At 68.9% G+C, this 23,420-nt stretch carries 18 protein-coding genes; 11 read left to right on the top strand and 7 right to left on the bottom strand.

Going from position 1 to position 23,420, the window contains the following annotated elements; translation table 11 throughout:
- Positions 1-70 precede the first annotated feature (70 nt).
- The 4 genes from ABOD76_RS14880 to ABOD76_RS14865 all read right to left on the bottom strand — a co-directional run bounded on the left by ABOD76_RS14880 (position 71) and on the right by ABOD76_RS14865 (position 5,772).
- A complete protein-coding gene (locus tag ABOD76_RS14880; RefSeq protein ID WP_350242751.1) occupies positions 71-2,569 on the bottom strand; it encodes a beta-mannosidase in 2,499 nt (832 codons plus the stop codon).
- A 40-nt stretch (positions 2,570-2,609) separates the two neighbouring features.
- Positions 2,610-3,503, bottom strand: a complete 894-nt coding sequence (locus ABOD76_RS14875; protein ID WP_350242750.1) for a carbohydrate ABC transporter permease — start codon at positions 3,501-3,503, stop codon at positions 2,610-2,612.
- Positions 3,490-4,425 (bottom strand): carbohydrate ABC transporter permease, encoded by a 936-nt coding sequence (locus tag ABOD76_RS14870; protein WP_350242749.1) that lies wholly within the window; start codon positions 4,423-4,425, stop codon positions 3,490-3,492. The genes ABOD76_RS14875 and ABOD76_RS14870 overlap by 14 nt, the downstream gene beginning before the upstream one ends.
- Positions 4,426-4,500: 75 nt before the next feature.
- Entirely contained in the window at positions 4,501-5,772 is a 1,272-nt protein-coding gene (locus ABOD76_RS14865) for an ABC transporter substrate-binding protein (RefSeq protein ID WP_350242748.1), read from the bottom strand.
- Between the two features lie 309 nt (positions 5,773-6,081).
- Here ABOD76_RS14865 and ABOD76_RS14860 point away from each other — a divergent pair, with 309 nt between their 5' ends.
- On the top strand, positions 6,082-7,008 hold the full coding sequence (locus tag ABOD76_RS14860) for a LacI family DNA-binding transcriptional regulator (RefSeq protein WP_350242747.1): 927 nt from the start codon (positions 6,082-6,084) through the stop codon (positions 7,006-7,008).
- 57 nt (positions 7,009-7,065) lie between these two features.
- On the opposite strand, the gene ABOD76_RS14855 is transcribed toward ABOD76_RS14860, so the two are convergent.
- Positions 7,066-9,027 carry a DNA topoisomerase subunit B gene (locus ABOD76_RS14855; protein WP_350242746.1) on the bottom strand — a complete coding sequence of 654 codons (1,962 nt, stop codon included), beginning with the start codon at positions 9,025-9,027 and terminating at the stop codon, positions 7,066-7,068.
- Between the two features lie 230 nt (positions 9,028-9,257).
- On the opposite strand from ABOD76_RS14855, the gene ABOD76_RS14850 reads away from it, so the two are divergent.
- The 9 genes from ABOD76_RS14850 to ABOD76_RS14810 all read left to right on the top strand — a co-directional run bounded on the left by ABOD76_RS14850 (position 9,258) and on the right by ABOD76_RS14810 (position 17,801).
- A complete protein-coding gene (locus ABOD76_RS14850; RefSeq protein WP_350242745.1) occupies positions 9,258-10,268 on the top strand; it encodes a LacI family DNA-binding transcriptional regulator in 1,011 nt (336 codons plus the stop codon).
- Positions 10,269-10,301: 33 nt separating this feature from the next.
- A complete protein-coding gene (locus ABOD76_RS14845; protein WP_350242744.1) occupies positions 10,302-11,846 on the top strand; it encodes a GMC family oxidoreductase in 1,545 nt (514 codons plus the stop codon).
- A gap of 144 nt (positions 11,847-11,990) precedes the next feature.
- Positions 11,991-12,467 carry a hypothetical protein gene (locus tag ABOD76_RS14840; RefSeq protein ID WP_350242743.1) on the top strand — a complete coding sequence of 159 codons (477 nt, stop codon included), beginning with the start codon at positions 11,991-11,993 and terminating at the stop codon, positions 12,465-12,467.
- Between the two features lie 102 nt (positions 12,468-12,569).
- The gene (locus ABOD76_RS14835; RefSeq protein ID WP_350242742.1) at positions 12,570-12,800 is read left to right on the top strand and encodes a FeoA family protein; all 231 of its coding nucleotides are present in this window, start codon (positions 12,570-12,572) and stop codon (positions 12,798-12,800) included.
- Entirely contained in the window at positions 12,797-15,028 is a 2,232-nt protein-coding gene (feoB, locus tag ABOD76_RS14830) for a ferrous iron transport protein B (RefSeq protein ID WP_350242741.1), read from the top strand. Before ABOD76_RS14835 ends, feoB begins: the two co-directional genes overlap by 4 nt.
- Positions 15,025-15,315 carry a helix-turn-helix domain-containing protein gene (locus tag ABOD76_RS14825; RefSeq protein WP_350242740.1) on the top strand — a complete coding sequence of 97 codons (291 nt, stop codon included), beginning with the start codon at positions 15,025-15,027 and terminating at the stop codon, positions 15,313-15,315. The genes feoB and ABOD76_RS14825 overlap by 4 nt, the downstream gene beginning before the upstream one ends.
- A gap of 33 nt (positions 15,316-15,348) precedes the next feature.
- Positions 15,349-15,933 carry a YbjN domain-containing protein gene (locus ABOD76_RS14820; RefSeq protein WP_350242739.1) on the top strand — a complete coding sequence of 195 codons (585 nt, stop codon included), beginning with the start codon at positions 15,349-15,351 and terminating at the stop codon, positions 15,931-15,933.
- 117 nt (positions 15,934-16,050) lie between these two features.
- Positions 16,051-16,851, top strand: coding sequence for an RluA family pseudouridine synthase (locus tag ABOD76_RS14815; RefSeq protein ID WP_350242738.1), 801 nt, complete (start codon positions 16,051-16,053; stop codon positions 16,849-16,851).
- Positions 16,848-17,801, top strand: a complete 954-nt coding sequence (locus ABOD76_RS14810) for an NAD-dependent epimerase/dehydratase family protein (protein WP_350242737.1) — start codon at positions 16,848-16,850, stop codon at positions 17,799-17,801. Before ABOD76_RS14815 ends, ABOD76_RS14810 begins: the two co-directional genes overlap by 4 nt.
- Before the next feature lie 6 nt (positions 17,802-17,807).
- Here ABOD76_RS14810 and ABOD76_RS14805 read toward each other — a convergent pair whose 3' ends face one another.
- Both ABOD76_RS14805 and ABOD76_RS14800 read right to left on the bottom strand, forming a co-directional pair.
- Entirely contained in the window at positions 17,808-20,723 is a 2,916-nt protein-coding gene (locus ABOD76_RS14805; RefSeq protein WP_350242736.1) for a GAF domain-containing protein, read from the bottom strand.
- Between the two features lie 3 nt (positions 20,724-20,726).
- Positions 20,727-21,395 (bottom strand): response regulator transcription factor, encoded by a 669-nt coding sequence (locus ABOD76_RS14800; protein WP_350242735.1) that lies wholly within the window; start codon positions 21,393-21,395, stop codon positions 20,727-20,729.
- Between the two features lie 220 nt (positions 21,396-21,615).
- On the opposite strand from ABOD76_RS14800, the gene ABOD76_RS14795 reads away from it, so the two are divergent.
- Positions 21,616-23,406 carry an ABC transporter ATP-binding protein gene (locus ABOD76_RS14795; RefSeq protein ID WP_350242734.1) on the top strand — a complete coding sequence of 597 codons (1,791 nt, stop codon included), beginning with the start codon at positions 21,616-21,618 and terminating at the stop codon, positions 23,404-23,406.
- Positions 23,407-23,420: the final 14 nt, after the last annotated feature.

Genomic DNA, 23,420 nt, shown 5'->3' with positions numbered 1-23,420 from the left:
GGGGCAGAAATGTCAAGGGGAGGAGCGCAGGCCCAGTCAGATGGTCTGCGCTCCTCTCTTTGCCCTGCTGTCAGCTGGTGGGCACCACCGCCGCCCGCTCCAGCCGCTGCGCCCCAGAGCCCAGCGCCCGGACTTCCACCGTCTCGGCTCGCAGGTCCGGCGCGCTCAGCAGGCGCGTCTCACCCGGGCGCAGGTCAATAAAGTTGTCGTTCCAGCGGAGCGGCTCGCTCGCATCCAGCCACACGCCCTTGGTCGGCCGCGAGGCACTCAGCCGCACGCCCCCCTCCACCCGCTCGGCCCGCAGGTCGGCGCCGCCGTAGTCGTGGTACTTGTACGGCTCCGGAAAGTCGCTGCTGCGGCCCAGGAGCTCACCGTCCGCGCTCAGCTCCGCGAAGTAGACGAGCGTCTCCCCGGCTGCCGTCCAGACCGGCAGGTCGGTACGGCGGCCCGGCAGCGCCCGGACGGTGCGACTCTCCTGCGCCATCAGCTCACCGTCCAGGGTGTAGGCATACAGCTGCACGCTCAGGGTCCGCGCCTGAGCCAGCAGGTTGCTGACCCACACCTCAACGCCGTCCACCTGCCGGCGCAGCGCCACCGCCAGCGGGGCCAGCTCGCGGCGGATGGTGTGATAGGCGGGCTTGACGATGCCGGCCGAGTCGATGATGGCCCAGCTGGTGCCCGGCCAGCAGTCGTTGAGCTGCCACACCAGCGCCCCCGACACCGCGTAGCGGCCCGGCTGCTCGAAGCGGCTGCGGAAATCGCGGTAGGCGTAGCGCATCGCCTCGGCCTGCACGAACTGAGTGGCGTACACGTACCCGGCCAGGTCGGGGGTGGCCCTCAGGTTGTCGGCGAGGTACACCGCCAGCCGGCGGTGACCGTCGGGCGCGCTGGTGGGGCCGTGGGTGGCTTTGTTGTGATGCACCACCGTGCGGCTCTCCGGGTAGCGCTCCCCTTCCGAAAGCACCGAGAGCAGGGTGCTGAGCGCCGGCGCCGACTGCAGCCCGAACTCGCTGACGAAGCGGCCCTGGTACTGCAGGTAGTCCTGATACGGGGCCATTGGCCCGTGCCAGACCTCCCAGCTGTGGCGGTCGCCGATGGTGGGGTCGGCGGAGGTGACGCCGCCCCACGGACTGCCGGGCCAGTACAGCCGCTGCGGGTCCAGCTGGGCGCACACTTCTGGCAGGACGCCTTCATAGATGGCGCGGGCCGGGAACGCCTCCGGAGCGATGCCGGGGCCGGCCACCCCCACTGACTCGGCAATGGCGTAGTCCTCGTTGTTGCCGGCCCAGATCGCCAGCGACGGATGGTGACGTAGCCGGGTCACCGCCGCCACCGCCTCGGCCCGCACCGACGTCAGGAATTCCGGGTGCGCCGGGTACAGACCGCAGGCGAACATGAAGTCCTGCCAGACCAGCAGCCCCAGTTCGTCACAGAGGTCGTAGAACACGTCCTGCTCGTAGATGCCGCCGCCCCACACCCGGATCATGGTCAGGTTGCCGTCCCTGGCCTGCTGCAGCCGGGTCCGGTAGCGTTCTGGGGAGATGCGGTTGAGCAGCAGGTCGTCGGGAATCCAGTTGGCCCCACCGATAAAGAGCGGCTGATTGTTCACCTCGAAGGTGAAGCTGCGGCCCGGTTCACCCTGCACCGGGTCCTGCACCAACCGCAGCCGGCGCAGACCGATGCGCCGCGCAGAGTGGTCAAGCCAGGTCTCTCCGTTCAGCAGCACCACGCTGGCGGTGTAGAGCGGCTGTTCCCCCAGCCCGTTGGGGTACCACAGCTGCGGGCGGTGCACTTCGAAGAGGGTGCGCGCCTCGCTGGCCGGCACCTGTCGCGCCTCGATCAGCTGGCCATCCGGGGCACGCAGCTCGATCTGCAGTTCGCTGCCCTCCGCCTCCCCTTCCAGCGTCACCTCCACCGGCACGAAGGCCGTGGTCAGGTCCGGTGTCACCTCGGACGGCACATGCACGTCCCGGATGCGCTGGCGGAACGCCCGCAGCGTCACCGGCTGCCACGGCCCGGCGGTCAGCAGCACCGGGCCCCAGTCCCAGCCATAGTGGTACTGCGCCTTGCGGATGTACACGCGGCTCCGGTCACCGTTCCAGGCCGGCTGCACGCCATACCGGGCTTCCAGGGCATGACCGGCTTCCAGCACGTTCTCGAACAGCAGCACCAGGGTGTTGTCTCCGGCGTGCAGCCGACCGCCCACATCCACCGTCTGCGGCACGAACATGTTGTTGCTGGTGAGCAGCGGCTCACCGTTGAGCCACACGGTACACAGGGTGTCCAGGCCAGCAAAGTGCAGCTGGAGGTGCGGTTCCTTCAGCAGGGCCGAGTCGGCCGCAAAGGTCAGGCGGTAGAGCCAGTCCTGCTGGCCCACCCACTGCACCTGGGTCTCATTCTGCCCGTGGTAGGGGTCCGGAATCCGGCCCTGGGCCAGCAGGTCCTGGTGCACGCTGCCCGGCACGCTGGCCCGGGTCCAGCCGTCCTGGGCGGCAACGTCGTCACGGACGGGGCGGGACGGGTCGCGGGGCTTGAACTGCCAGTTGCTGTTCAGGGGGTGCTCAATCATAGAAGGTCCTTGCAGGTGGCCCGGTGGGGCGCGTGGCCGCTCAGCCTTTCAGGCCGGTGAAGGTGACACCCTCCACAAAGTAGCGCTGGGTGAAGAAGAACAGCACGAACAGCGGCACGGTGAAGACGGTGGCGCAGGCCATCAGCAGCGCCCACTCCTGGCCGTTGGCCGACTGGAACTGCTGCAGGCCCAGCGAGAGGGTGTACTGCGAGGGGTCGTTGAGGTACAGCAGCGGCCCCAGAAAGTCCTTCCAGGCGTTCAGGAACTGGTTCAGGAACACGACCGCCAGCGCCGGTTTGATCAGCGGAACGATGATGGTCCAGAACACCCGGAACTCGGTGCAGCCGTCGATGCGGGCCGCGTCGGCCAGCTCGTCCGGCAGGGTCCGGATGAACTGGCGCATCAGGAAGATGAAGTAGGCGTTGCCCAGGAAGGCCGGCACGATCAGCGGCAGCAGCGTGCCGGTCCAGCCGATGCTGCGGAAGATCAGGTAGGTGGGGATCATGGTCACCTGATACGGCAGCAGCATGGTGATCAGCACCAGAAAGAACACCGCCTCGCGCCCCGGCCACTTCACCTTGGAAAAGCCGTAGGCCACGATGCTGGCCGACAGCGCCGCCCCGATGGCCGAGAGGATGGCGTACAGCAGCGAGTTGCGGACGTACGACCAGAAGGGAATCTGCGACAGCGAGGTGAGGAAATTGCTCCACACCGCCGGGTGCGGCACGAAGGTGGGCGGGCTCTGGAACACCTCGGCGTCGCCCTTGAGCGCGGTGATGACCATCCAGTACAGCGGAAACGCGAAGAACAGCGTGACCACCAGCGCCACCACGAAGGCCATCACCCGCCCGGCGCGCTGGGTACGCCGGATGGAGGCGTTGGACGGCGGGGCCGACGGGGCGGTGGACGACGGGGCCGGCTCAAGAGCGGTCATAGAACACCACCTTCGCGCTGCTGCGGAACACGATCAGCGTGACGATCAGCACCGCGATGAACAGCAGCCACGCCATCGCGGAGGCGTACCCCATGTTGAAGAAGCGGAAGGCCTGCTGGAACAGGTACAGCGAATAGAACAGCGTGGAATTAACCGGCCCGCCCTCGCCGCCCGACACGATGAACGCCTCGGTGAACACCTGAAACGCGCTGATGATGCCGGTGATGCTGATAAAGAACACCACCGGCGAGATCATCGGCAGCGTCACGTTCCAGAACTTCTGCCACAGGCTGGCCCCGTCGATCTCGGCGGCCTCGTACAGCTGACGCGGCACGTCCTGCAGCGCGGCCAGCAGCAGCAGCACGCTGCCGCCCACCCCCCACTGCGCCATGATGATCAGCGCGATCTTGGACCAGCCGGGATCGCCCAGCCACGTGGGGCCCTGGATGCCGAAGAACCCCAGCACCGCGTTGAGCAACCCCACCTGCGGGTTGAAGATCCACTGCCACAGCAGCGCCGTGGCCACCGGCGGCACAATCAGCGGCACATACATCAGGGTGCGAAAGATCGGCCGGCCCGGCATCTTCTGGTTGTAGATCAGCGCCAGCGCGATGGCCAGCACCACGCCCAGCGGCACGGCAATCACGGTGTAATAAAAGGTGTTGCCGATGGACTTCAGGAACTTGGGATCATGCACCAGGTTCTGGTAGTTCTGCAGGCCCACCCACTGCGGCGCGCTCAGGATGTTGTAGCGGGTGAACGAGAAGTACAGCGACGAGAAGAACGGATACGCTGTCAGCATCAGAAAGCCGATCAGCCACGGGGCAATGAACAGCAGCCCGAGGCCCAGGTTGTTCCAGAACTTCCGGCGCCGCCGGACGCGGAGTGTGGGCACGGACGAACCGGGGGTCAACAGGGACATACAGGTGCCTCCTCGGCATGGAGCGGCCGGACGCGCCGCAGGGACGGACGCCTGTGGCCTCCGCCCCCGAACGGCTCAGCGCCCCTGGGCGGCGGCCTGATCCAGATTCTGCTGGCCCGTCTGCAGGGCTGCCTGGGCCGTTTTGGTGCCCTGCTGTACCGCTTCAAAGGCGGTGTTCAGCTCGGTCTGCAGGTTCAGGATCTGCGGCGTGACCGGCGAAGTGAATACCTTGCCGGTGAAGAGCCTGGTGGCGAGCTTCACCACCGGCTCGTTCAGCGTCTTCTGGAACTTGCTGGCGCCGGTGATCGGCGAGATGTTGTACACCGCGTCGGCGTGTTTGGCGCTCACTTCCGGCTGGCTCATGTACGCGATGAACTTCAGCGCGGCCTCCGGGTTCTTGGAGCCTTTGGGCACCAGCCAGGCATTGCTGTTGATCCAGGTGGCGTTCGGGGTGCCGCCCACCGGGTACGGAATCGGCACCACGCCATAGTTCAGGTTCGGCTTGTAGCGCTTGAGGTAGTTGCCGTGCCACTGCCCGTTGACTTCCATGGCCACCTTCTCCAGCAGGAAGGGATCCGAGCCGGACGACGTGGTGGTGGAGCCGATGCTGCTGATGAAGCGTGTAAGGTTGGCCGCCCCGTACTTCTTGACGTAGCCCTCCTCCCACTGCAGCGCCTTCAGCGTGCCGCTGTTGAGCATGTTGACCTTGCCGTCCGCGCCCACCAGCTTGCCGCCGAAAATGCCGGTGTAGGCCAGCGGCAGGCCCTGCTGCAGCCAGGGAATGAAACCGGCGCGCACCAGTTCCTTGCCCTTGTAGACGGTAAGTTTCGCGGCGGCGGCGTCCAGTTCGGCCATGGTCCTGGGCGGCTGCAGACCGGCCGCCTTGAACATGTCCTTGTTGTAATACAGCATCAGGTCGCTCGACATCTGCGGAATGCCGTAGGTCTTGCCGTCCACCTTCATGGCATTCAGCGCCGTCTGGTTGAAGGTGGCGGGCTTCAGGCCAGCCGCCGTGAAGTACGAATCGAGCGGGAGCAGGGCGCCCACATTCTGCAGCCCTGGAATCACGTCCTGGCCCCAGTACAGCACGGCGTCCGGCACCTGACCGCTGGTCACCGCGGTCAGAAATTTGCCCTGGGTGGTGCCCTGAATACCGGAGCCGGACACCAGCACCGGATTCACATGAATGTCCTTTTGCATCGCATTGAACTCGTTGGCCCGGTCCACCACCGCTTGGCCGTCCGGCGGACCCCACGGGTACCAGACGGTGATGTTGGTGACGGCGTGCGCGCTGCTGCCCAGCATCAGCGCCGTGACGAGCGTAAGACCAGACCTGTACATCTGCATACCATCCTCCGTGTGATGCCGCAGTGGCATCCGGTGCTGTTTTGTAAACTTGAAGTCACGTTACCCCTTCGTTTCCTAAACTGTCAAGGGACAGAAGTCAAAAATTTGACGCAGAGCTGATATCGCTCGCAATGAAACATCGCGAAACACGAGGGCCAGCCGGACACTTTCCAAGAATGCCCCCGGCTGCCCTTCCCGTTGTTTCTGTAACGTTCAACCTCTACACTGCGGACACGGAGGTGAATGGACATGACAGGCAGCCCTACTGTTCGTGATGTGGCCCGGCACGCAGGCGTGTCTGTGGCCACCGTGTCACGCTCACTCAACAATCAGCCGGGGATTTCTGCCGATACCCGGCAGCGGGTGCTGGATGCCGCGTCGTCCCTGGGGTACAACCTGGGCAATCTGCGCCCGGCCCGGCCCCGCCGGGTCGTGTTTCTGCATCGCCGGGAATCGCAGACGGTCAGCGACAATCCCTTCTATTCGCACGTGCTGCACGGCGTCGAGGACGCGTGCCGCGCCGAGAAGCTGGGGCTGTCGTTCTGCTCGGTGGCCCACGACGACCCGGTGCCAGAGCTGATCGCCCGCCAGGAGGCCGACGGCGTGGTGTGCGTCGGGTACTTCGAACCGCATCAGCTGCGCAGCGTGCTGGAGCTGAACGTGCCGGCCGTGCTGGTGGACCACTGGTTTCCCGGCATGACCTGCGTCAACAGCGACAACTTCGCCGGAGCGTACCTGCTGACCCGGCACCTGATCGAACTGGGCCGGCGTCGCATCGCCTTTATCAACGGGCCACTGACGCACTACAGCATCGCCCAGCGCCAGCAGGGTTACCGTCATGCCCTGTTGGCCTACGGCCTGACCCCTGACAGTGCCCTGGAGGTCCCGCGCGATCCGCTGGATGACGAGGCCGGCACCGACAGCGCCGTGCAGCGGCTGATGCGGCTGCCGCAGCCCCCCGACGCCATCGTGGCCTACAACGACGCCACGGCGCTGTCGGTGCTGCGGTCCTGCCAGCGTCTGGGCCTGTCGGTGCCCTCAGACGTGGCGGTGGTGGGCTTTGACGACCTGGCAAGTGCGGCACAATCCATCCCGCCGCTGACCACCATCCGGGTCGACAAGCAGGCGCTGGGTCGGCAGGGGGTGGAGTATCTGCTCAACCGCACGCCCGAGCCGCAACAGCTGGTGCTGCCGGTGGCTCTGGTGGTGCGTGGCAGCAGCGTTTCGCAGCCCTGAGGAAACAGAAGCGGGCAGGAAGCACATCGCTTCCTGCCCACCTGCTGACGCCTGTGCTTACACGCTGATTTCAGCGAAACGGGCGTTCTCTTGGATAAACAGCTTGCGTGGCGCCACGTCGGTGCCCATCAGGGCGTCGAAGACGCTGTTGGCGTCCACCAGGTCCTCGATGTTGACCTGCTTCAGCACGCGCTTCTCCGGGTCCATGGTGGTTTCCCACAGCTGCTCGGCGTTCATCTCGCCCAGCCCCTTGAAGCGCTGGATCTCGTACTTCTTGCCGTCGCGGTTCGCCTGGGCCACGTGACGCTTCAGCTCCTCCTCGGTGTAGAGGTAGGTGCCGCGCTTCTCCCGGCCCACCATGATGCGGTAGAGCGGCGGCTGCGCGATGTACAGGTGGCCCTGCTCGACCACCGGGCGCATGTAGCGGTAGAAGAAGGTCAGCAGCAGCGTGGCGATGTGGCCGCCGTCCATGTCGGCGTCGGTCATGATCACGATCTTGTGGTAGCGCAGGTTGCTGAGGTCGAAGTGCATGTTGTCGCCGGTGCCCTCGACGCCCGCCCCGATGGCCCCGATGAGCGAGCGGATCTCGGCGTTCTTGAGGATCTTGTTCAGCTCGGCCTTCTCGACGTTCAGGATCTTGCCGCGCAGCGGCAGGATCGCCTGGAAGCGCCGCTCCCGGCCGCCCTTGGCGCTGCCGCCTGCCGAGTTCCCCTCCACAATGAACAGCTCGCTCTCGGCCGGGTCCTGCGAGGAGCAGTCGGCCAGCTTGCCCGGCAGGTCGTCGTTCTCCAGCGGGTTGCTGCGGCGCACGATGTCGCGGGCCTTGCGGGCCGCCTCGCGGGCGCGCGCGGCCTCGGCCGCCTTCTCCACGATGATCTTGCCGACCTTGGGGTTCTCTTCCAGGAACTCCGCGAACTTCTCGCCCACCACGGCGTTCACGGCGGTCTGGGCCTCGCTGTTCAGCAGCTTGACCTTCGCCTGCGACTCGAACTGCGGCTCGGGCAGCTTGACGCTCACCACGCAGTAGATGCCTTCCAGCAGGTCGTCACCGCCCGGCACCGGGTTGCCGTTCTTGATCAGGTTCTTGTCGCGGGCGTACTTGTTCAGGATGCGGGTGTACGCCGTCTTGAAGCCGGTCAGCGGGGTGCCGCCGTCCCGGGTGCGGATCATGTTGGCGTAAGTCAGGATGTTGTCGGAGCTGTAGGTGTTGGCGTGAATGAACGCCACCTCCACCTCCACCTCGCTGTGGGTGCCGCGCATGGTGATCGGCTGGTCGTAGAGCAGCTTGGTGTCGTCGGTGACCAGGGCGCGCGCGAAGTTGGCGATGCCGCCCTGCTCGTGGAAGACCTCCAGCTTGGTCTGCCCGCCGTGCAGGTCGGCGCGCTCGTCCGCGACCACGATCTTCAGGCCGGTCAGGTAGCTCAGCTCGCGCAGACGACGGCGGATGCGGTCGTAGTCGAACTGGTTGACAAACTCGCTGAACACGGCCGGGTCCGGATGGAAGCTGACCTTGGTGGCCCAGGTGACGCTGCTGGGGGTCTTGCCCACCACCTCGAGCGGCACCGTCACGGCGCCCTTCTCGAAGCGGATGTGGTGCAGCTTGCCGTCCTTGTTGACCGTCACGTCCAGGTAGGTGCTGAGCGCGTTCACCACGCTGCTGCCCACGCCGTGCAGCCCGCCCGACACCTTGTAGGCGCCGCCGCCGAACTTGCCGCCCGCGTGCAGCTCGGTGAAGATCACCTCGATGGCGCTGCGGCCCTCGCTCTTCATCATGTCCACCGGAATGCCACGCCCGTTGTCGGTCACGGTGGCGCTGCCGTCGGCGTGCATCGTCACGGTCACTTCGCTGGCGAAGCCGCCCAGGCCCTCGTCAATGGCATTGTCAATGATCTCGGTCAGCAGCTGGTGGTAGCCGTCAATGCCCGTTCCGCCCTGCACATACATGCCGGGGCGCTTGCGAACTGCCTCGAGGCCCTTCAGGATGCTGATGCTGTCGGCGGTATAGTCAGATTGGGTCATGCCTCTCCTCGGTGACGCCCGCTGCTGCCACAGGGCAACCGGGCGCAGTGAAAACGCTGAAAACGTCGTGTAATCGGGCAGTGGTGCTGCCCCGTTCAGACAGTATAGCGTATCATAAATTTCGTAATTCATCAACTGTGTTTGTGCAATAACAGAATGAGTCCCTGCGGTTTACGGCGGCCGTCACGTCGCCCGGAACGGCAGGCGAGGATATATTAAACTGGAGCAAAATGTACAAACCGACCATTCAGGATGTAGCCAGGCGGGCCGGAGTGGGTGTCGGCACGGTGTCGCGCGTGCTCAACAACCACGTTGCGGTGCGGACCGCCACCCGAGAAGCCGTGCTCAGCGCCATTTCCGAGCTGAACTACATCCCCAATCCGCACGCGCGGCGCATTGCCGGAGGGCGCTCCTACACCATCAGCGTGCTGCTGCCGGTCATCACCACCGAGTTCTATGTGCGCCTGCTGGACGGGCTGGAGCAGGCGTTTCAGGAGGCCCGCTACGACGTGGCGATCTTCCCGCTGCTGGACCGCTCGCGGCTGGAGCGCTACCTGGGCAGCCACACCCTGGCGTATCAGGCCGACGGGCTGGTGATGACCACCTACAACCTGACGCAGCTGTTCCAGCAGCGGCAGCAGGTGGATCAGCCGATGGTGCTGGTGGACGCGCACGGTGACGACGTGGACTGCGCTTACATGGACAACGTGATGGGCGGGCACATCGCGGGCGAGTACGCCGCGGCGCTGGGCGGCAACCTGTACGCCGTGTGGGTGGAAACCGAGCTGGATCAGCTGTTCACCACCCGGGTGTTCACCGAGCGGCGCTCCGGCTTCCTGCAGGCCATTCACGACCGCAGGCTGACGGTGGCCGGCGAGTACACCAGCAGCTTCGACTCGCTGAACGCCCGCACCGTGGCCATGCAGATGCTCGACGACCTGCAGTTTCCCGCCACCATCTTCGCCTCGGCCGACCTGCTGGCCGGCGCGCTGCTGGACGAGGCCCAGGCGCGCGGCCTGACGGTGGGCGACGAGCTGAAGATCATCGGCTTCGACGACCAGCCGTGGGCGGCGCGGCGCGGCCTGACCACCCTGAACCAGCCGATCGAGGCGATGGGCTATGAGGCGGCCCAGCTGCTGCTGTCGCGGCTGGCCGGCGAGACCGGTCCGGCCCGCGCCCGGCGTTTTGAACCCCGGCTGGTGATCCGCAGCAGCACCGGCAACCGCTCGTTCCAGGACTGACGGCCGGGGCCGGCGGCTCTACACTGCAGGCACATGAAACCGGATTATGTGGTGGTGGGGGCTGGAGCCGCCGGGTGCGTGCTGACCCGGCGGCTGCTCGACGCCGGCGCGCGGGTGCTGCTGCTGGAGGCGGGCGGCCACGACCGCCACCTGTTTGTTACCGCGCCGGCCGCCTTTTCGCGGCTGTTCCGCACCCGCTTCGACTGGGCCTTTCAGACCGAGCCGCAAGCCCAGCTGAACGGCCGGCGGCTGTACTGGCCGCGTGGCCGGGTGCTGGGCGGGTCCAGCGCCATCAACGCGACCATCTATATCCGGGGTGCCCGCCAGGACTATGACGGCTGGGGAGAGGGCTGGCGCTGGGACGACGTGCTGCCGGCCTTCCGCGCCATCGAACGCCACCACGCGGGCGAGAGCGAGACGCGCGGCGGGACCGGCGAGCTTCCCGCGGGGCACCGGCCGCAGTCGCACGCGCTTTCGGAGGCGTTCGTGCAGTCGGCGGTGCACGCGCTGGGCATGCCAGCGGCCCGCAGCTTCAACGACGGGGTGCTGGACGGCGCCGGCCACTTCGAGTCCAACCACCTGCGCGGCGAGCGCTGGTCAGCGTTTCGGGCCTTCCTGCGCCCGGTGCTGCAGCATCCGCGCCTGACGGTGCTGACCGGAGCCCAGGTCCACCGCCTGCTGTGGGACGGGCGGCGGGCTTGCGGGGTACAGTTCCGGCACGACGGCCGGCTGCGCGAGGTTCAGTCGGGCGGCGTGGTGCTGGCGGCCGGCACGGTCCAGACACCGCAGCTGCTGATGCTCTCGGGCGTGGGGCCACGGGCGGAGCTAGAGCGACATGGTCTTCCAATGCGGCAGCACCTGCCGGGGGTGGGCCAGCACCTGCAGGACCACCCGGCGGTGCCGGTGATCTTCCGCAGCCGTCTGCCGAGCCTGGACGCCCAGCTGACCGACCGCGCCGCGCTGCCATACCTGCTGAACCGCAGCGGGGCGCTGACCAGCAACCTAGCCGAGGCCGGGGCCTTCGTACGCAGCGACCCGGCGCTGGCGCACCCGGACCTGCAGTTCCACTTCGGGCCGCTGTACTTCCGCCAGCATGGTTTCGTGAGAGAGCCGGGGCAGTTTTTCTCGCTGGGACCGGTGCTGGTGGCCCCCAGGTCGGTGGGCCAGATCACCCTGGCGAGCAGCGACCCGGCCGCCGCGCCGCGCATTGATCCCCGCTACCTCTCGGACCCGGCCGACCTGGAGGCGCTGAAAAACGGTATTCGGTTGGCCCGCGAGATCGCGGCGAGCGGGCCGCTGGGGCAGGCCAATGCCGGCGAACATCTGCCGGGACCGGCGGCACTGGATGGCTACGTGCGACAGGAGCTGGAGACGCTGTATCACCCCACCGGCAGCTGCCGCATGGGCGACTCGGAGCAGGACGTGGTGGACCGGCGGCTGCAGGTGCATGGCCTCCAGGGGCTGTGGGTGGCCGACGCCAGCGTCATGCCGCAGATCATCCATGCCAACACCAACGCCACCAGCATGATGATCGGGCAGCGGGCGGCCGGGCTGATCCTGGGGTCGGGGGGCGCCTGAATCGGCCGCGCCAGCTGAACTGGAGCTGACGGGCAACGGGGGGTTTCTCATGGTTCCCACACGGACTGTTCCCTGAAACACCCTAGCCTGCACCAAATGAAGCGTCACTCTGCCCTTCTGTTGACCGCGTTGGCTGTGCCCGCGATGTCCTCCGTGCTGGCGGCCCCGGCCAAGCTGGGCAATCTGCCGCTGACCGTCGAGCCCAACGCCCAACTGCTGGTGCTGAACGAGGCCGGCATCCAGAAAGCCTTTCCCAGTGGCCACCGCCCCGACGCCGTGTTCCTGAGCAACGACCGCAAGGTCAGCGTGGCCTTCGAGTGGCGCGACACCCCGTTGTCGCCCGGCGACGTGCAGCCGCTGGTGACGCAGTTTCCGGCCGTGATCCGCGCCCAGGTGCCGGGCATCAAGAGCCTCAAGGAGCAGCTGCTCACCTACAACGGCAACAGCTGGGCGCAGTTCGTGTTCGTGGCCAGCGGCAAGAACGGGGACGTGCGCCGCGAGATGCTGATCACCAGCGCCCAGAACCGCATGCTGGTGGTGACGGTCAGCAGCACCGTGGCCGATTACACCAAGAACGCCACGCCGATCAACGCGCTGACCGGCAGCCTGCGCCTGAACTGAGCACGTCAGCGTAACGGGCCAGCGACATGCTCGCTGGCCCGTCTTGCATTGCCAGACAGCTCACTTGTGGAAACCTGAATCCAGAGTATGTTGATTGAGTATATGGTTGACACCACCCTGGATACGCTCTCGCCCGGTCAGGTGGCCCATGTGGTCCGGCTGGACCCTGCCCACCCGCTGCGCCGCCGGATGCTGGAGCTGGGTTTCGTGCGCGGCGCGCGCGTGACGGTGCTGCGCCGCGCCCCGATGGGTGATCCGGTGGAACTGCGGCTCGGCAGCACCGATCTGGCGCTGCGGGCCGCCGACCTGCGGGCCGTGCAGGTGCGGCCATGACCGCCGTGGCGCCCCCGCCGCAGACGTTCCAGCACGGGCTGGACGCGTGCCTGGATACGGTGGCCCGGCTGCGCGCGGCCCGCACCCCGCGCGCCGTGATCGTGGGGAACCCCAACGTGGGCAAGACCACACTGGTCAACGGGCTGGCCGGCACCAACCTCAAGGTCGGCAACTGGTCCGGCGTGACGGTGGAGAAGCGGGAAGCCCGGCTGCAGCACCAGGGCCGCGAGGTGCAGCTGCTGGACCTGCCGGGCGCGTACTCGCTCAGCCCGCACACTCCGGAGGAGCTGATCACCCGCACCGCGCTGCTCGACGAGGCGCCGGACGTGGTGGTCAACGTGCTGGACGCCGGCAACCTGGAGCGCAACCTGTACCTGACGCTGCAGCTGATGGATTTCCGGCTGCCGGTGGTGGCCGCGCTCAACCTGGTGGACGAAGCGCGGGAGAAGGGCCTGACGGTGGACGCGCGGCAGCTGGAGCAGGCGCTGGGCATTCCGGTGGTCGAGACGGTGGCCAGCCGGGGCAAAGGGCTGGACCGGCTGCTGGGCGCCGCGCTGGAACGTGCCGAGGTGGGCCGTGGCGTGACCTACCCGCCGCAGATCGAGGCGGGCGCCACCCGGCTGATGCAGCTGATGGAGGACCTGCCGACCCTGCCGCCCCACGCGCACCGCTATCTGGCGCTGAGCCTGCTGGAAGGCGATCCCAGCATCCGGGGGCGGCTGGCCGCCACCGGCCACACGGCGCTGCTGGAGGCCGCCGACCGTGAGCTGCGGCAGCTGGATGAGGCCGGCGCCGATGCCCTGATCGAGGTGGCCGAGGCCCGCTACGCCCGCGCGGCGGAGGTGGCCCACGCGGCCATTCCGCACAGCGCCGCCCGCCGCACCCTCACCGACCGGCTGGACGCGGTGGCGCTGCATCCCTGGCTGGGCATTCCGGTGTTTCTGCTGACGGTGCTGCTGGTGTTCCGGCTGACCTTCTCGGTGGCCAGTCCCTTCGTGGACCTGATCGGTGGGCCGCTGCAGGACGTGGCGAGCGGCTGGGCGGCGTCACTGCTCAGCTGGGCACCGTACTTTGTGCGCGAACTGGTGATGGGGGCCATCATCCCCGGCGTGGGCACGGTGCTGAGCTTCCTGCCCACCCTGCTGGTGCTGTACCTGGCCATGAGCTTCCTGGAGGACAGCGGCTACATGGCCCGCGCCGCTTTTCTGGCCGACCGGATGATGCGCTCGCTCGGCCTGGACGGCCGCGCCTTCATTCCGCTGATCCTGGGCTTCGGGTGCAACGTGCCGGCCATCTACGCGACCCGCACGCTGGAACGGCGCAGCGACCGGGTGCTGGTGAGCATGATCCTGCCGTTCATGAGCTGCTCGGCACGGCTCCCGGTGTACATCATCTTCGCGGCGGCGCTGTTCCCGCGCCAGGGCAGCGCGCTGGTGTGGAGCATGTACGTGCTGGGCATGCTGGTGGCCTTCGCCTTCGCCTGGGTGCTGCGCCGCACCTCGCTGCCGGCCGAGGCGGGCGGGGTGCTGCTGGAGCTGCCCCCGTACCGGCTGCCCGCCCCACGGGTGCTGTGGAAGCACGCCTGGCGGCGCACCGCGTCGTTCGCCCGCCGGGCCCGCACCACCGTGATGGCCGCCGTGGCCGCCGTGTGGTTCCTGCTGGCGGTGCCGGCGGTGAGCGGGCAGCACTTCGCCACCGTGAAGCCGGCCGACAGCCTGTTCGGGACGGTCAGCGGCTGGCTCAGCCCGGCGTTCGCGCCGCTGGGCTTCGGCAGCTGGCAGGCCACCGGGGCGCTGCTGCCCGCCTTCGTGGCCAAGGAAGTGGTGGTCAGCACCCTGGGGCAGATCTACCTGGGCGAGCAGGCGGCCGCCCCCGCGCCGCTGGGCCTGCTGGCCGGCGTGCAGCAGGTGGCCGAGTCCAGCTGGACGGCCGTGAAGGCGGCGGTGGCGGCGCTGCCCACCACGCTGGCACTGCCGAGCCTCAGCGCCGGGGCCACCAGCGCTGACATCCAGTCGCCGCTCGCCCGGGCGCTGACCGTGGCGTTCAGTCCGGCCGCCGGCCTGTCGTATCTGGTGTTCGTGCTGCTGTACACCCCCTGCATCGCCACCGTGGGCGCGTTGCAGGCCGAACACGGCCGCCGGGTGGCCTGGACCACCGTGGCGTATCAGCTGGGCATCGCCTGGGTGGCGGCGCTGGTGGTGTATCAGGTGGCGAGGCTGCTGCTGTGACGCGGCTGGCCACCCTGCTGAATGCACTGCACCGCGAGCCGCGCACCCTGGCCGAGCTGAGCGCCGAGCTGGGCAGCAGCAGCGCCGCGCTGGAAGGCATGCTGCAGACGCTGTATGCCGGAGGGTACATTCAGGACGCCGCGCCGCAGCAGGACGGCTGCAGCTGCACCGGCTGCAGCCTCAAGAGCCTGTGCCGCAACGCCGAAGCAGACCTGCCGCCGCTGAACCTGCTGCGCCTGACTCCGCGCGGCGAACAGTACCTGAGGCGGCAGGCCACACATGTGTGACCGGCGGCTTTGCCAGGTGGCTAGAATGCAGCGATGCGACCCTTTGCTGCTTCCCTGACCACCCTGGCCCTGCTGACCGTCAGCGCCAGCCTCGCCGCCACCGCGCCCGCCCCCAGCCCGGTCATCACCAAGGCCACGCCGGAGCTGATCCTGAAGATCGTGCAGGGCGCCGGGTACACCGCCAAGCTCGACAAGAGCGGCAAGAACCCGGAGATCTCGGTCACCACCAAGACCAGCCCCATCACCCTGTACCTGAACCTGCACAACTGCAGCACGGCGAGCGGCTGCAGCGCCGCCGAGACCTACACCTACTACCCTTCAGAAGACCTCAGGACCGCCCCCACCGCGCAGGACATCGCGGACTGGAACACCGAGAACTTCACCCAGGCGTACCTCGACACCGACGATGACAACAGCGTCAACCTGGACGACCTGTATTACTTCACCGGCGGCTTCACCAAGGCCAACTTCCTGAACTGGCTGGCCGCCTTCAAGGAAGAGGCCACCGACTTCGACGCAATGCTGAACGACCTGGAGCCGGCGGCCACGCCCGCCAGCGCCCCCAGCACGCCGAGCATTCCCGCCACGCCGACGCCGAGCACCCCCAGCACCCCCTGAGGCGGCTCACGGTGCACCGGCCTCATGGACCGCTGACCTAAGCTGGACCCCGATGCTGCTCTCCCCCACCCCGTACTGCCTGAAGCTGCCCCGCCGCGTCCTGACCGGCGGGGCGCTGTGATCTCCCCGGACATCCCGGAGCGGCCGCGCGTGCTGCTGAGCCACCCGGATTTCTACGTGGTGGCCAAGCCGCCGCTGTGGCTGACCCACCGGGTGCGGGCGCGGTTTGACGTGCCGAACCTGCTGGAGTACCTGCAGGCGGAACTGGGCGAGCCGCAGCTGGCCCCGCCGCACCGCCTGGACCGCGAGACCAGCGGGGCGCAGCTGCTCAGCCGCGACCCGGAATCGGCCAGCCGCTTCTTCACGCTGTTCAAGGAGCACCTGATCCAGAAGACCTATCTGGCGCTGGTGCACGGCCATCCGGACTGGACCGGGCGGACGCTGGAGGCGCCGCTGGGCAGCCTTGGCGTGTCGGGCAGCAACGAGGTGCAGATCCGCCAGGGCGTGACGCCGGACGGCCGCCCGGCCGTGACCGACTTCCGGGTGTTGGGCCGGGGCCAGCACCCGCAGCACGGCCTGCTGAGCCTAATCGAGGCCCGGCCACGCAGCGGACGGCTGCATCAGGTGCGCGCGCACCTCTCGCACCTGGGGCTGCCGATGGTGGGCGACAAGATCTATGGCCGCGACCCGGAGGCGTTCGTGGCGTTCGTGGAGGACCGGCTGACGCCCGAGCAGCAGCGGCGGCTGATTCTGCCGCGTCAGGCGCTGCATGCCTGGCGGCTGCACTTTCCGTGGTCCGGGGCGCAGGTGCGCGCGGAGGTGCCGCTCAGCCTCGACCTGCAGACGCTGTGGGCCGGCTGCGTTCCTCTGCCGGATGCTGGCGGGAACCCCGCCGGATATGTTCTGATGCAGCCATGAATCTCCTGGTGCTGGGCGGAAGCCGCTTTGTCGGCAAACATATCGTGCTGCAGGCGCTGGAACGCGGCCACAGCGTCACCACCTTCACGCGCGGCCGGACGCCGGACGACCTGCCAGCGGCGGTGCGGCGGCTGCACGGCGACCGCAACGAGGGCCTGACGATCCCCGGCGACGAGCGGTGGGACGCCTGCATCGACGTCAGCGGTTACCTGCCACGCGCCGTGCGGGCGAGCGCCGAGGCCCTGCGGGACCGGGTCGGGCGCTACCTGTTCATCAGCACCGTGAGCGTCTACGCGCCGGGCGAGCGGGCCGTCACCACGGAGGACTCGCCCGTGATTGAGCTGGACGACCCCACCAGCGAGGACATCCAGGCGCACTACGGCGGGCTGAAGGTGCTGTGTGAGCGCGCGGTGGACGCCATCTACGGGGAGCGCGCCACCCATGTCCGGCCGCATGTGGTGGCGGGGCCGGACGATCCCACCGAGCGCTTCACCTACTGGCCGGAAGCGCTGGCGGCGGGCGGCCCGGTGCTGGCCCCCGGCGACGGCCAGGACCCGGTGCAGTACGTGGATGCCCGCGATCTGGGCGCCTTCGTGGTGACGCTGCTGGAGCAGGACCGCGGGGGCGCCTACAACGGAGTGGCGGCCTCGCGGCCCTGGCGCGCGTTCCTGGCGGAGGTGGCCGAGGGGGTGGGCGCCACCCCCGACCTGCGCTGGACGCCGGCCGAGGAACTGGAACGGCGCGGGCTCGGCTGGGCCGAGCTGCCGCTGTACGTGCCCCAGGCGCAGGACGACACCGCCCTGATGCGGGTGGACACCGCCCGCTCGCAGGCTGCCGGTCTGCGCGAACGCCCCCTGGCCGAGACGGCGGCCGACACCCTGGCCTGGAGCCGCGCCCGGCCCGCCGACCAGCGGCCGAAGCCGGTGCCGCTGGACGCCGGTTCTGCCTGAGCGCCGTTACCCGGGCAGGCTGAAGCGCAGCTCGCTGCCGCGACCCGGCTCACTCACGATCTCCAGGTCGCCGCCGGCCAGCAGGGTGCGCTCGCGCAGGCCGGCCAGCCCCAGGTGGCCCTGGGCGGCCCGTTCCCGCGCCTGCTCAGCACTGAAGCCCACCCCGTCGTCGCTGACGGTGACCGTAACCTCAGCGGCGGCGTACACCACCCGGATGGCCGCGCTGCTGGCCTGGGCATGCTTGTCGATGTTGCCCAGCGCCTCCTGCACCACCCGGAACAGCGTCAGCTCGGTGGAGGGCGGCAGCCGCCGCTCGTTGCCCTGCACCTCCACACGGGTGGGCGTGGCTGCCTGGGACGCCAGCCACTCCAGCGCCGGCAGCAGGCCCAGGTCATCCAGCACGCTGGGCCGCAGGTTGCGGGCGAAGCGGCGCACTCCCTGGATGGCCGCGTCCAGGTCGCCGCGAATGTCCTGGGCGCGCTCGCGCAGGCCGGCGTCCAGCTCGCGCGAGAGCCGGTCCACCCGCCGGGCGATGGCCACCAGCACCTGGGCGGTGTCGTCGTGCAGCTCACGGCTGATGCGGCGCCGCTCCTCCTCCTGCGCCTGGGTGAACAGCGACAGGTAGCTGCGCAGCTCCAGCTGCCGGGCGTCGGCCAGCTGGAGCGCCTCACCGCGCTGCTCGATCTCGCTGGCCAGCCGCCGCAGCTCGCTGATGTCGCGCGCCACCAGCAGCATGCCGCCGCCCCCCGACACCGCCGACAGGCGCAGCTCCAGCTGCACCTCCGCCTCCCGGCCCTGCATCTGGATGTCACAGCGCCCGCCGTCCAGCGGCGCAGCCAGGCAGCGGAGCCAGGCGTCCTGCAACGCGGCGCGCCACGGATGTGACACCAGCGCCCACATCGAGCGTCCCTCCAGCTCCCCGAGCAGGCGCTGACTGGCCGGGTTGGCGTACGTCACCACCCCCTGCGCGTCACAGGCGACGATCAGGTCGTGGGCGCTCTCCGCCAGCTGCCGGTAGCGCGCTTCTTCCCGCTCCAGGGCCAGCCGCAGCCGTTGCCGGGTCAGGGCCAGCGCGATCTGGTCGGCGAAGGCCCTCGACAGCTGCAGCACCCGGTCGCTGGGCAGCTCCTCGCCGCTGTGATCGGCGTACAGGAACCCCAGGGTGTCGTGCCCGCTGCGCAGCGGCACGATCAGCGACGAGGACGCGCCCGCCAGCGTGTGCCGCCGGCTGAGGCGCCGCGGTCCGCGGCCCAGCTGGCTCAGCAGGCCGCTCAGCTCGTCCGGGCGCGTCTCCAGCCGGTAGCCGGCCACCCGGTCCAGCGTGGAGTCCGGGGCCGGACTGAACAGCGCCAGCAGGCCGCGCTCGGCGTTCATTGCCTGCACCGCCAGCGCCACCACCTCGTCCAGGTGGGCGTCCTCGGCCTCCTCCCCGCTCTGCAGCCGGGCCACGCCGAGCAGCGCTGCCGACTCGCGCTCGCGCCGCACCTCCTCCTCGTACAGCCGGGCGTTCTCAATGGCGAGGCTCGCCTGTGCCGCGAACACCTCCGACAGCGCCAGTTCCTCGGGCGTCATCGGCAGCGGCGCCAGGAAGTACAGGCACAGCCCCCCGAACGCGTGGCCGCGCGCGCTGAGCGGCAGCCCCACCACGCCCCGGTACGGATAGCGGCCCTGGGACAGCAGCTGCCGGGTGTAGCGGCTGCCGCCGCCCAGCCGCCCCTGCGCCTGTTCGGCTGGAAAGTCGCGCACCGCCACCCGTTCGCTGCGGGCCACCGCCCGGCCGGTGATGCCCGCGCCCAGCTTGGCCCGCGAGCGCAGCACGTACTCGCTGCTCAGGCCCACTGCGCTGCGGATCGCCAGGGTGCGGCCGTCCGGCTGCAGCTCGTACACGGCGCAGGCGTCGGCCCCGAACAGGCTCTGGGCGCGTTCCAGCACAGCCTGCAGCGTGTCGCCCAGCTGCAGGCTGTGCGACAGGGCACTGCCCACCTCGCGCAGCGCCTCGGCCGCCTGCCGCTTGCGGGTCTCCTCGCCGTACAGGCGGGCGTTGTCGATGGCGAGACTCGCCTGCTCGGCCAGCGCCAGCACCACCCACAGGTCGTCGGGCGTGACGGTCATCCCGCGGCTGCGGGTATCGGCGTACAGCACGCCCAGCGGCCGGCCCCGCACGGCCAGCGGCGCGATCACGGCCGTCTCCGGGTCCAGTTCGGCCAGCCCCGCGCCCATCCGGCCGCTCTGGTCGCGCTCGCGGTCGTAGACGATCACCTCGCCCTGCCGGAACAGCCGCTCGAAACTGCTGGGACCAACCCCCACGCCGCCGCTGAAATCCGGGCCGAAGCCGTAGGTGTACACGTCGCCGGTCCGGGCCGCCTCGCCGGGCGTGGCTGACTCGCTCAGCAACCCCACGAACGCGCGCTGCCAGCCGAGCGCCTGGGCGGCCGTCTCGGCGGTGGCGGTCAGCACCCGCGGCAGTTCCAGGCTGCCGCCCATTCGCCGCACCAGCTGGGTAACCGTCTCGGACTCGCGGCCCCGGCCGCGCCGGGCCTCACGCGCCTGCACCCCCTCGAAGGCCAGGGTCAGCAGCGGCGCCAGCGCCCACAGGGCGTCCAGCTGTTCCGGCCGTGCCCCCACCGTCTCCAGCAGCAGGTCGCCCAGCGGCAGCGCGGCGTGCATGCCGTCCCAGGCCATCTGGGCGCTGTGGCGCACCTGCTGGCCCAGCTCGTCCCCGCACAGGCTCAGGCCGCGCCCCTGCTCGGCCAGCGACGCGCAGCCGCCGGACTCGGCGCTCCACAGTGAGGCGCGTGCGCCGTGCGCCTGCGCGCCGTCCATCACCAGCTCCACCAGCAGCGCCGCGAATTCGGCGACCGTGGTGGCCTGGGCCAGCACCGTCAGGGGCGGCTGCCAGGAGGGAAGCTCGGCGACCGTCATCGGTCAGTCCAGCTGGTTGGGGTTCACCCAGCCGCGTTTGATGCCGATCAGCACCGCCTCGGTGCGGCTGCCCACATCCAGCTTGGAAAAGATGTTGGCCAGATGCACCTGCACGGTGCGCGGCGAGATGTCCAGGTCACGGGCGATCTCCTTGTTGGTACGCCCGGTGGCCGCGATCCGCAGCACCTCCAGCTCACGCGGGCTGAGCGTTTCCAGCGGCGGGCTCGGCACGCTCGACTGGCTGAAGCGCTCCAGCACCTTCTTGGCCACGCTGGGATGCAGCGCGCTCTCGCCCGCCGCCACCGCCCGCACCGCGCCCAGCAACTCGTCCTCGCTGGCGTTCTTGAGCAGGTACCCGGCTGCGCCCGCCTCCAGCAGCGCGAACACGTAGGCGTCGTCGTCGTAGCTGGTCAGCACCAGCACGTTCTGCTGCGGGCGCTGGCGCTTGATCTGCCGGGTGGCTTCGATGCCGTTCATGCCCGGCATCGAGACGTCCATCAGGATCACGTCGGGGGTCAGCGCCAGCGCCTGCCGGATCGCCTCTTCCCCGCTGTCGGCCTCGCCCACCACCGAGAGGTCGGCCTCGCCGTCCAGCAGTTCGCGGGTGCCCTTGCGCACCACCGGATGGTCGTCGACCAGCAGCAGGCGGATGATACGGCCAGATTCGTGCATGACTTTCAGTCTAGCGCTCCCGGCGTGGCAAGGCCCCTCCAGTTCCGGGCAAGCCTGCCGGCTCTGCCATTTCGCGGATGTGGGGCCGGGCAGGGCAGCCCTACAGTGCGGGTATGAAAAAGTCACCCACCTTCGCCGACCGCTGCAGGACCGCTCTCCCCCTCACGTTCAGGAGCGCCGGGTGATTCACCGCTAGCCCTTCCCCGGCGCTGGAGTCCATTTGCAAGGCACTTCCCAGACCCCAGCCCGCCAATCCCACCACACGCCTCGTTTCCCTGATGACCGGCTGCGCCTGTTCACGTCCTACTACCGGCCGTACCGCGCCGTACTGGCCCTGGACCTGCTGTGCGCCGTCCTCGTTTCTGCCGCCACCCTGATCTTTCCGCTGTGCGCCGGCTACCTGACCCAGACGGTGCTGAACCGCCCGCCCGCAGAAGCGCTGCGGCTGCTGGGCTGGCTCGGCGCCTTCATGCTGCTGCTACTGGTCGTGCAGGCCGTCTGCAACAACGTGGTGGACTATCAGGGGCACCTAATGGGTACCCGCATGGAGCACGACATGCGGCGCGACCTGTTTGCCCACCTGCAGCGCCAGCCGTTCAGCTTCTACGACCGCCAGCGCACCGGCCAGCTGATGAGCCGCATCACCAACGACCTGTTCGCGGTGGGTGAGCTGGCCCACCACGGCCCCGAGGATCTGACGGTCGCGGTGCTCAAGTTTCTCGGCGCGTTCCTGATTCTGCTGACCGTGAACGCCGGCCTGACGCTGATCGTCTTCTGCTTTCTGCCGGTCATGGTGGCCTACGCGATGTACGCCAGCCGCCGGATGAATACGGCGCTGGCCGAGAGCCGCGCCCGCATCGCCGACATCAATGTGCAGGTCGAGGACACGCTCTCCGGCATCCGGGTGGTGCAGTCCTTTACCAACGAGGCCGCCGAGCAGCAGCGCTTCGACCTCCAGAACCGACGCTTCGTGGACAGCCGCCGGGCCGGTCACTGGAGCGAGGCCCTCTTCTCACAGGGCATGACGGCCTTCACCCAGCTGATGACAGTGGCGCTGCTGGTCTTCGGTGGAGTGGCCATCGTGCACGCCCGGCTGGAACCGGGCCAACTGGTCACGTACTTGCTGTACCTGGGCGCCCTGATCGACTCGGTGCAGCGCTTCATCAACATCGCGCGGCTGCTGCAGGAAGGCGTGACCGGGTTTGACCGCTTCGTGGAGCTGATGCAGGTCGCGCCGGCGCTTCAGGACCGGCCGGACGCTACGGAACTGGTGCGGGTGCGGGGCGAGGTGGAGTTCCGGAACGTGACGTTCCGCTACCGCCCCGACAGCGCGCCGGTCCTGACCCACTTCGATCTCCACATCCGGGCCGGCGAGTTCGTCGCGCTGGTGGGGCCGTCGGGCGCCGGCAAGAGCACCGTCTGCGCGCTGATTCCGCGCTTCTATGACCCGGAGGAGGGGCAGGTGCTGGTGGACGGGGTGCCGGTCCAGCAGCTGCAGCTTCAGTCGCTCAGACGCCACATCGGCGTGGTCCAGCAGGAGGTGTACCTGTTCGCCGGAACCGTGATGGACAACATCCGGTACGGGAACCTCGACGTGCCCGAGTCCCAGGTGATCGAGGCCGCGCGGCTGGCGGGCGCCCACGACTTCATCGAGGCGCTCCCGCAGGGGTACCACACCGAGCTGGGCCAGCGCGGCATCACCCTGTCCGGCGGGCAGAAGCAGCGGCTCAGCCTGGCGCGGGTGCTGGTCAAGGACCCGCCGATCCTGATTCTGGACGAGGCCACCAGCGCCCTGGACAACGAGAGCGAACAGGCGGTGCAGCACGCGCTGGAGCACTTGGCCCGCCACCGCACCACGCTGGTGATCGCCCACCGGCTGTCCACCGTCCGCAACGCCCAGCGCATCGTGGTGCTGACCCCGGACGGCATCGCCGAACAGGGCACCCACGACGAGCTGATGCGGGCGGGCGGCGTCTACGCCCACCTGCAGGCCACCCAGCTGCGGCTGTAGCCTCTCTCCGATCC

This window comes from Deinococcus sonorensis KR-87, assembly GCF_040256395.1.
GTDB lineage: Bacteria > Deinococcota > Deinococci > Deinococcales > Deinococcaceae > Deinococcus > Deinococcus sonorensis.
Note: the sequence above shows the minus strand (reverse complement) of the source record. Positions and strands in the feature narration are given on the sequence as shown.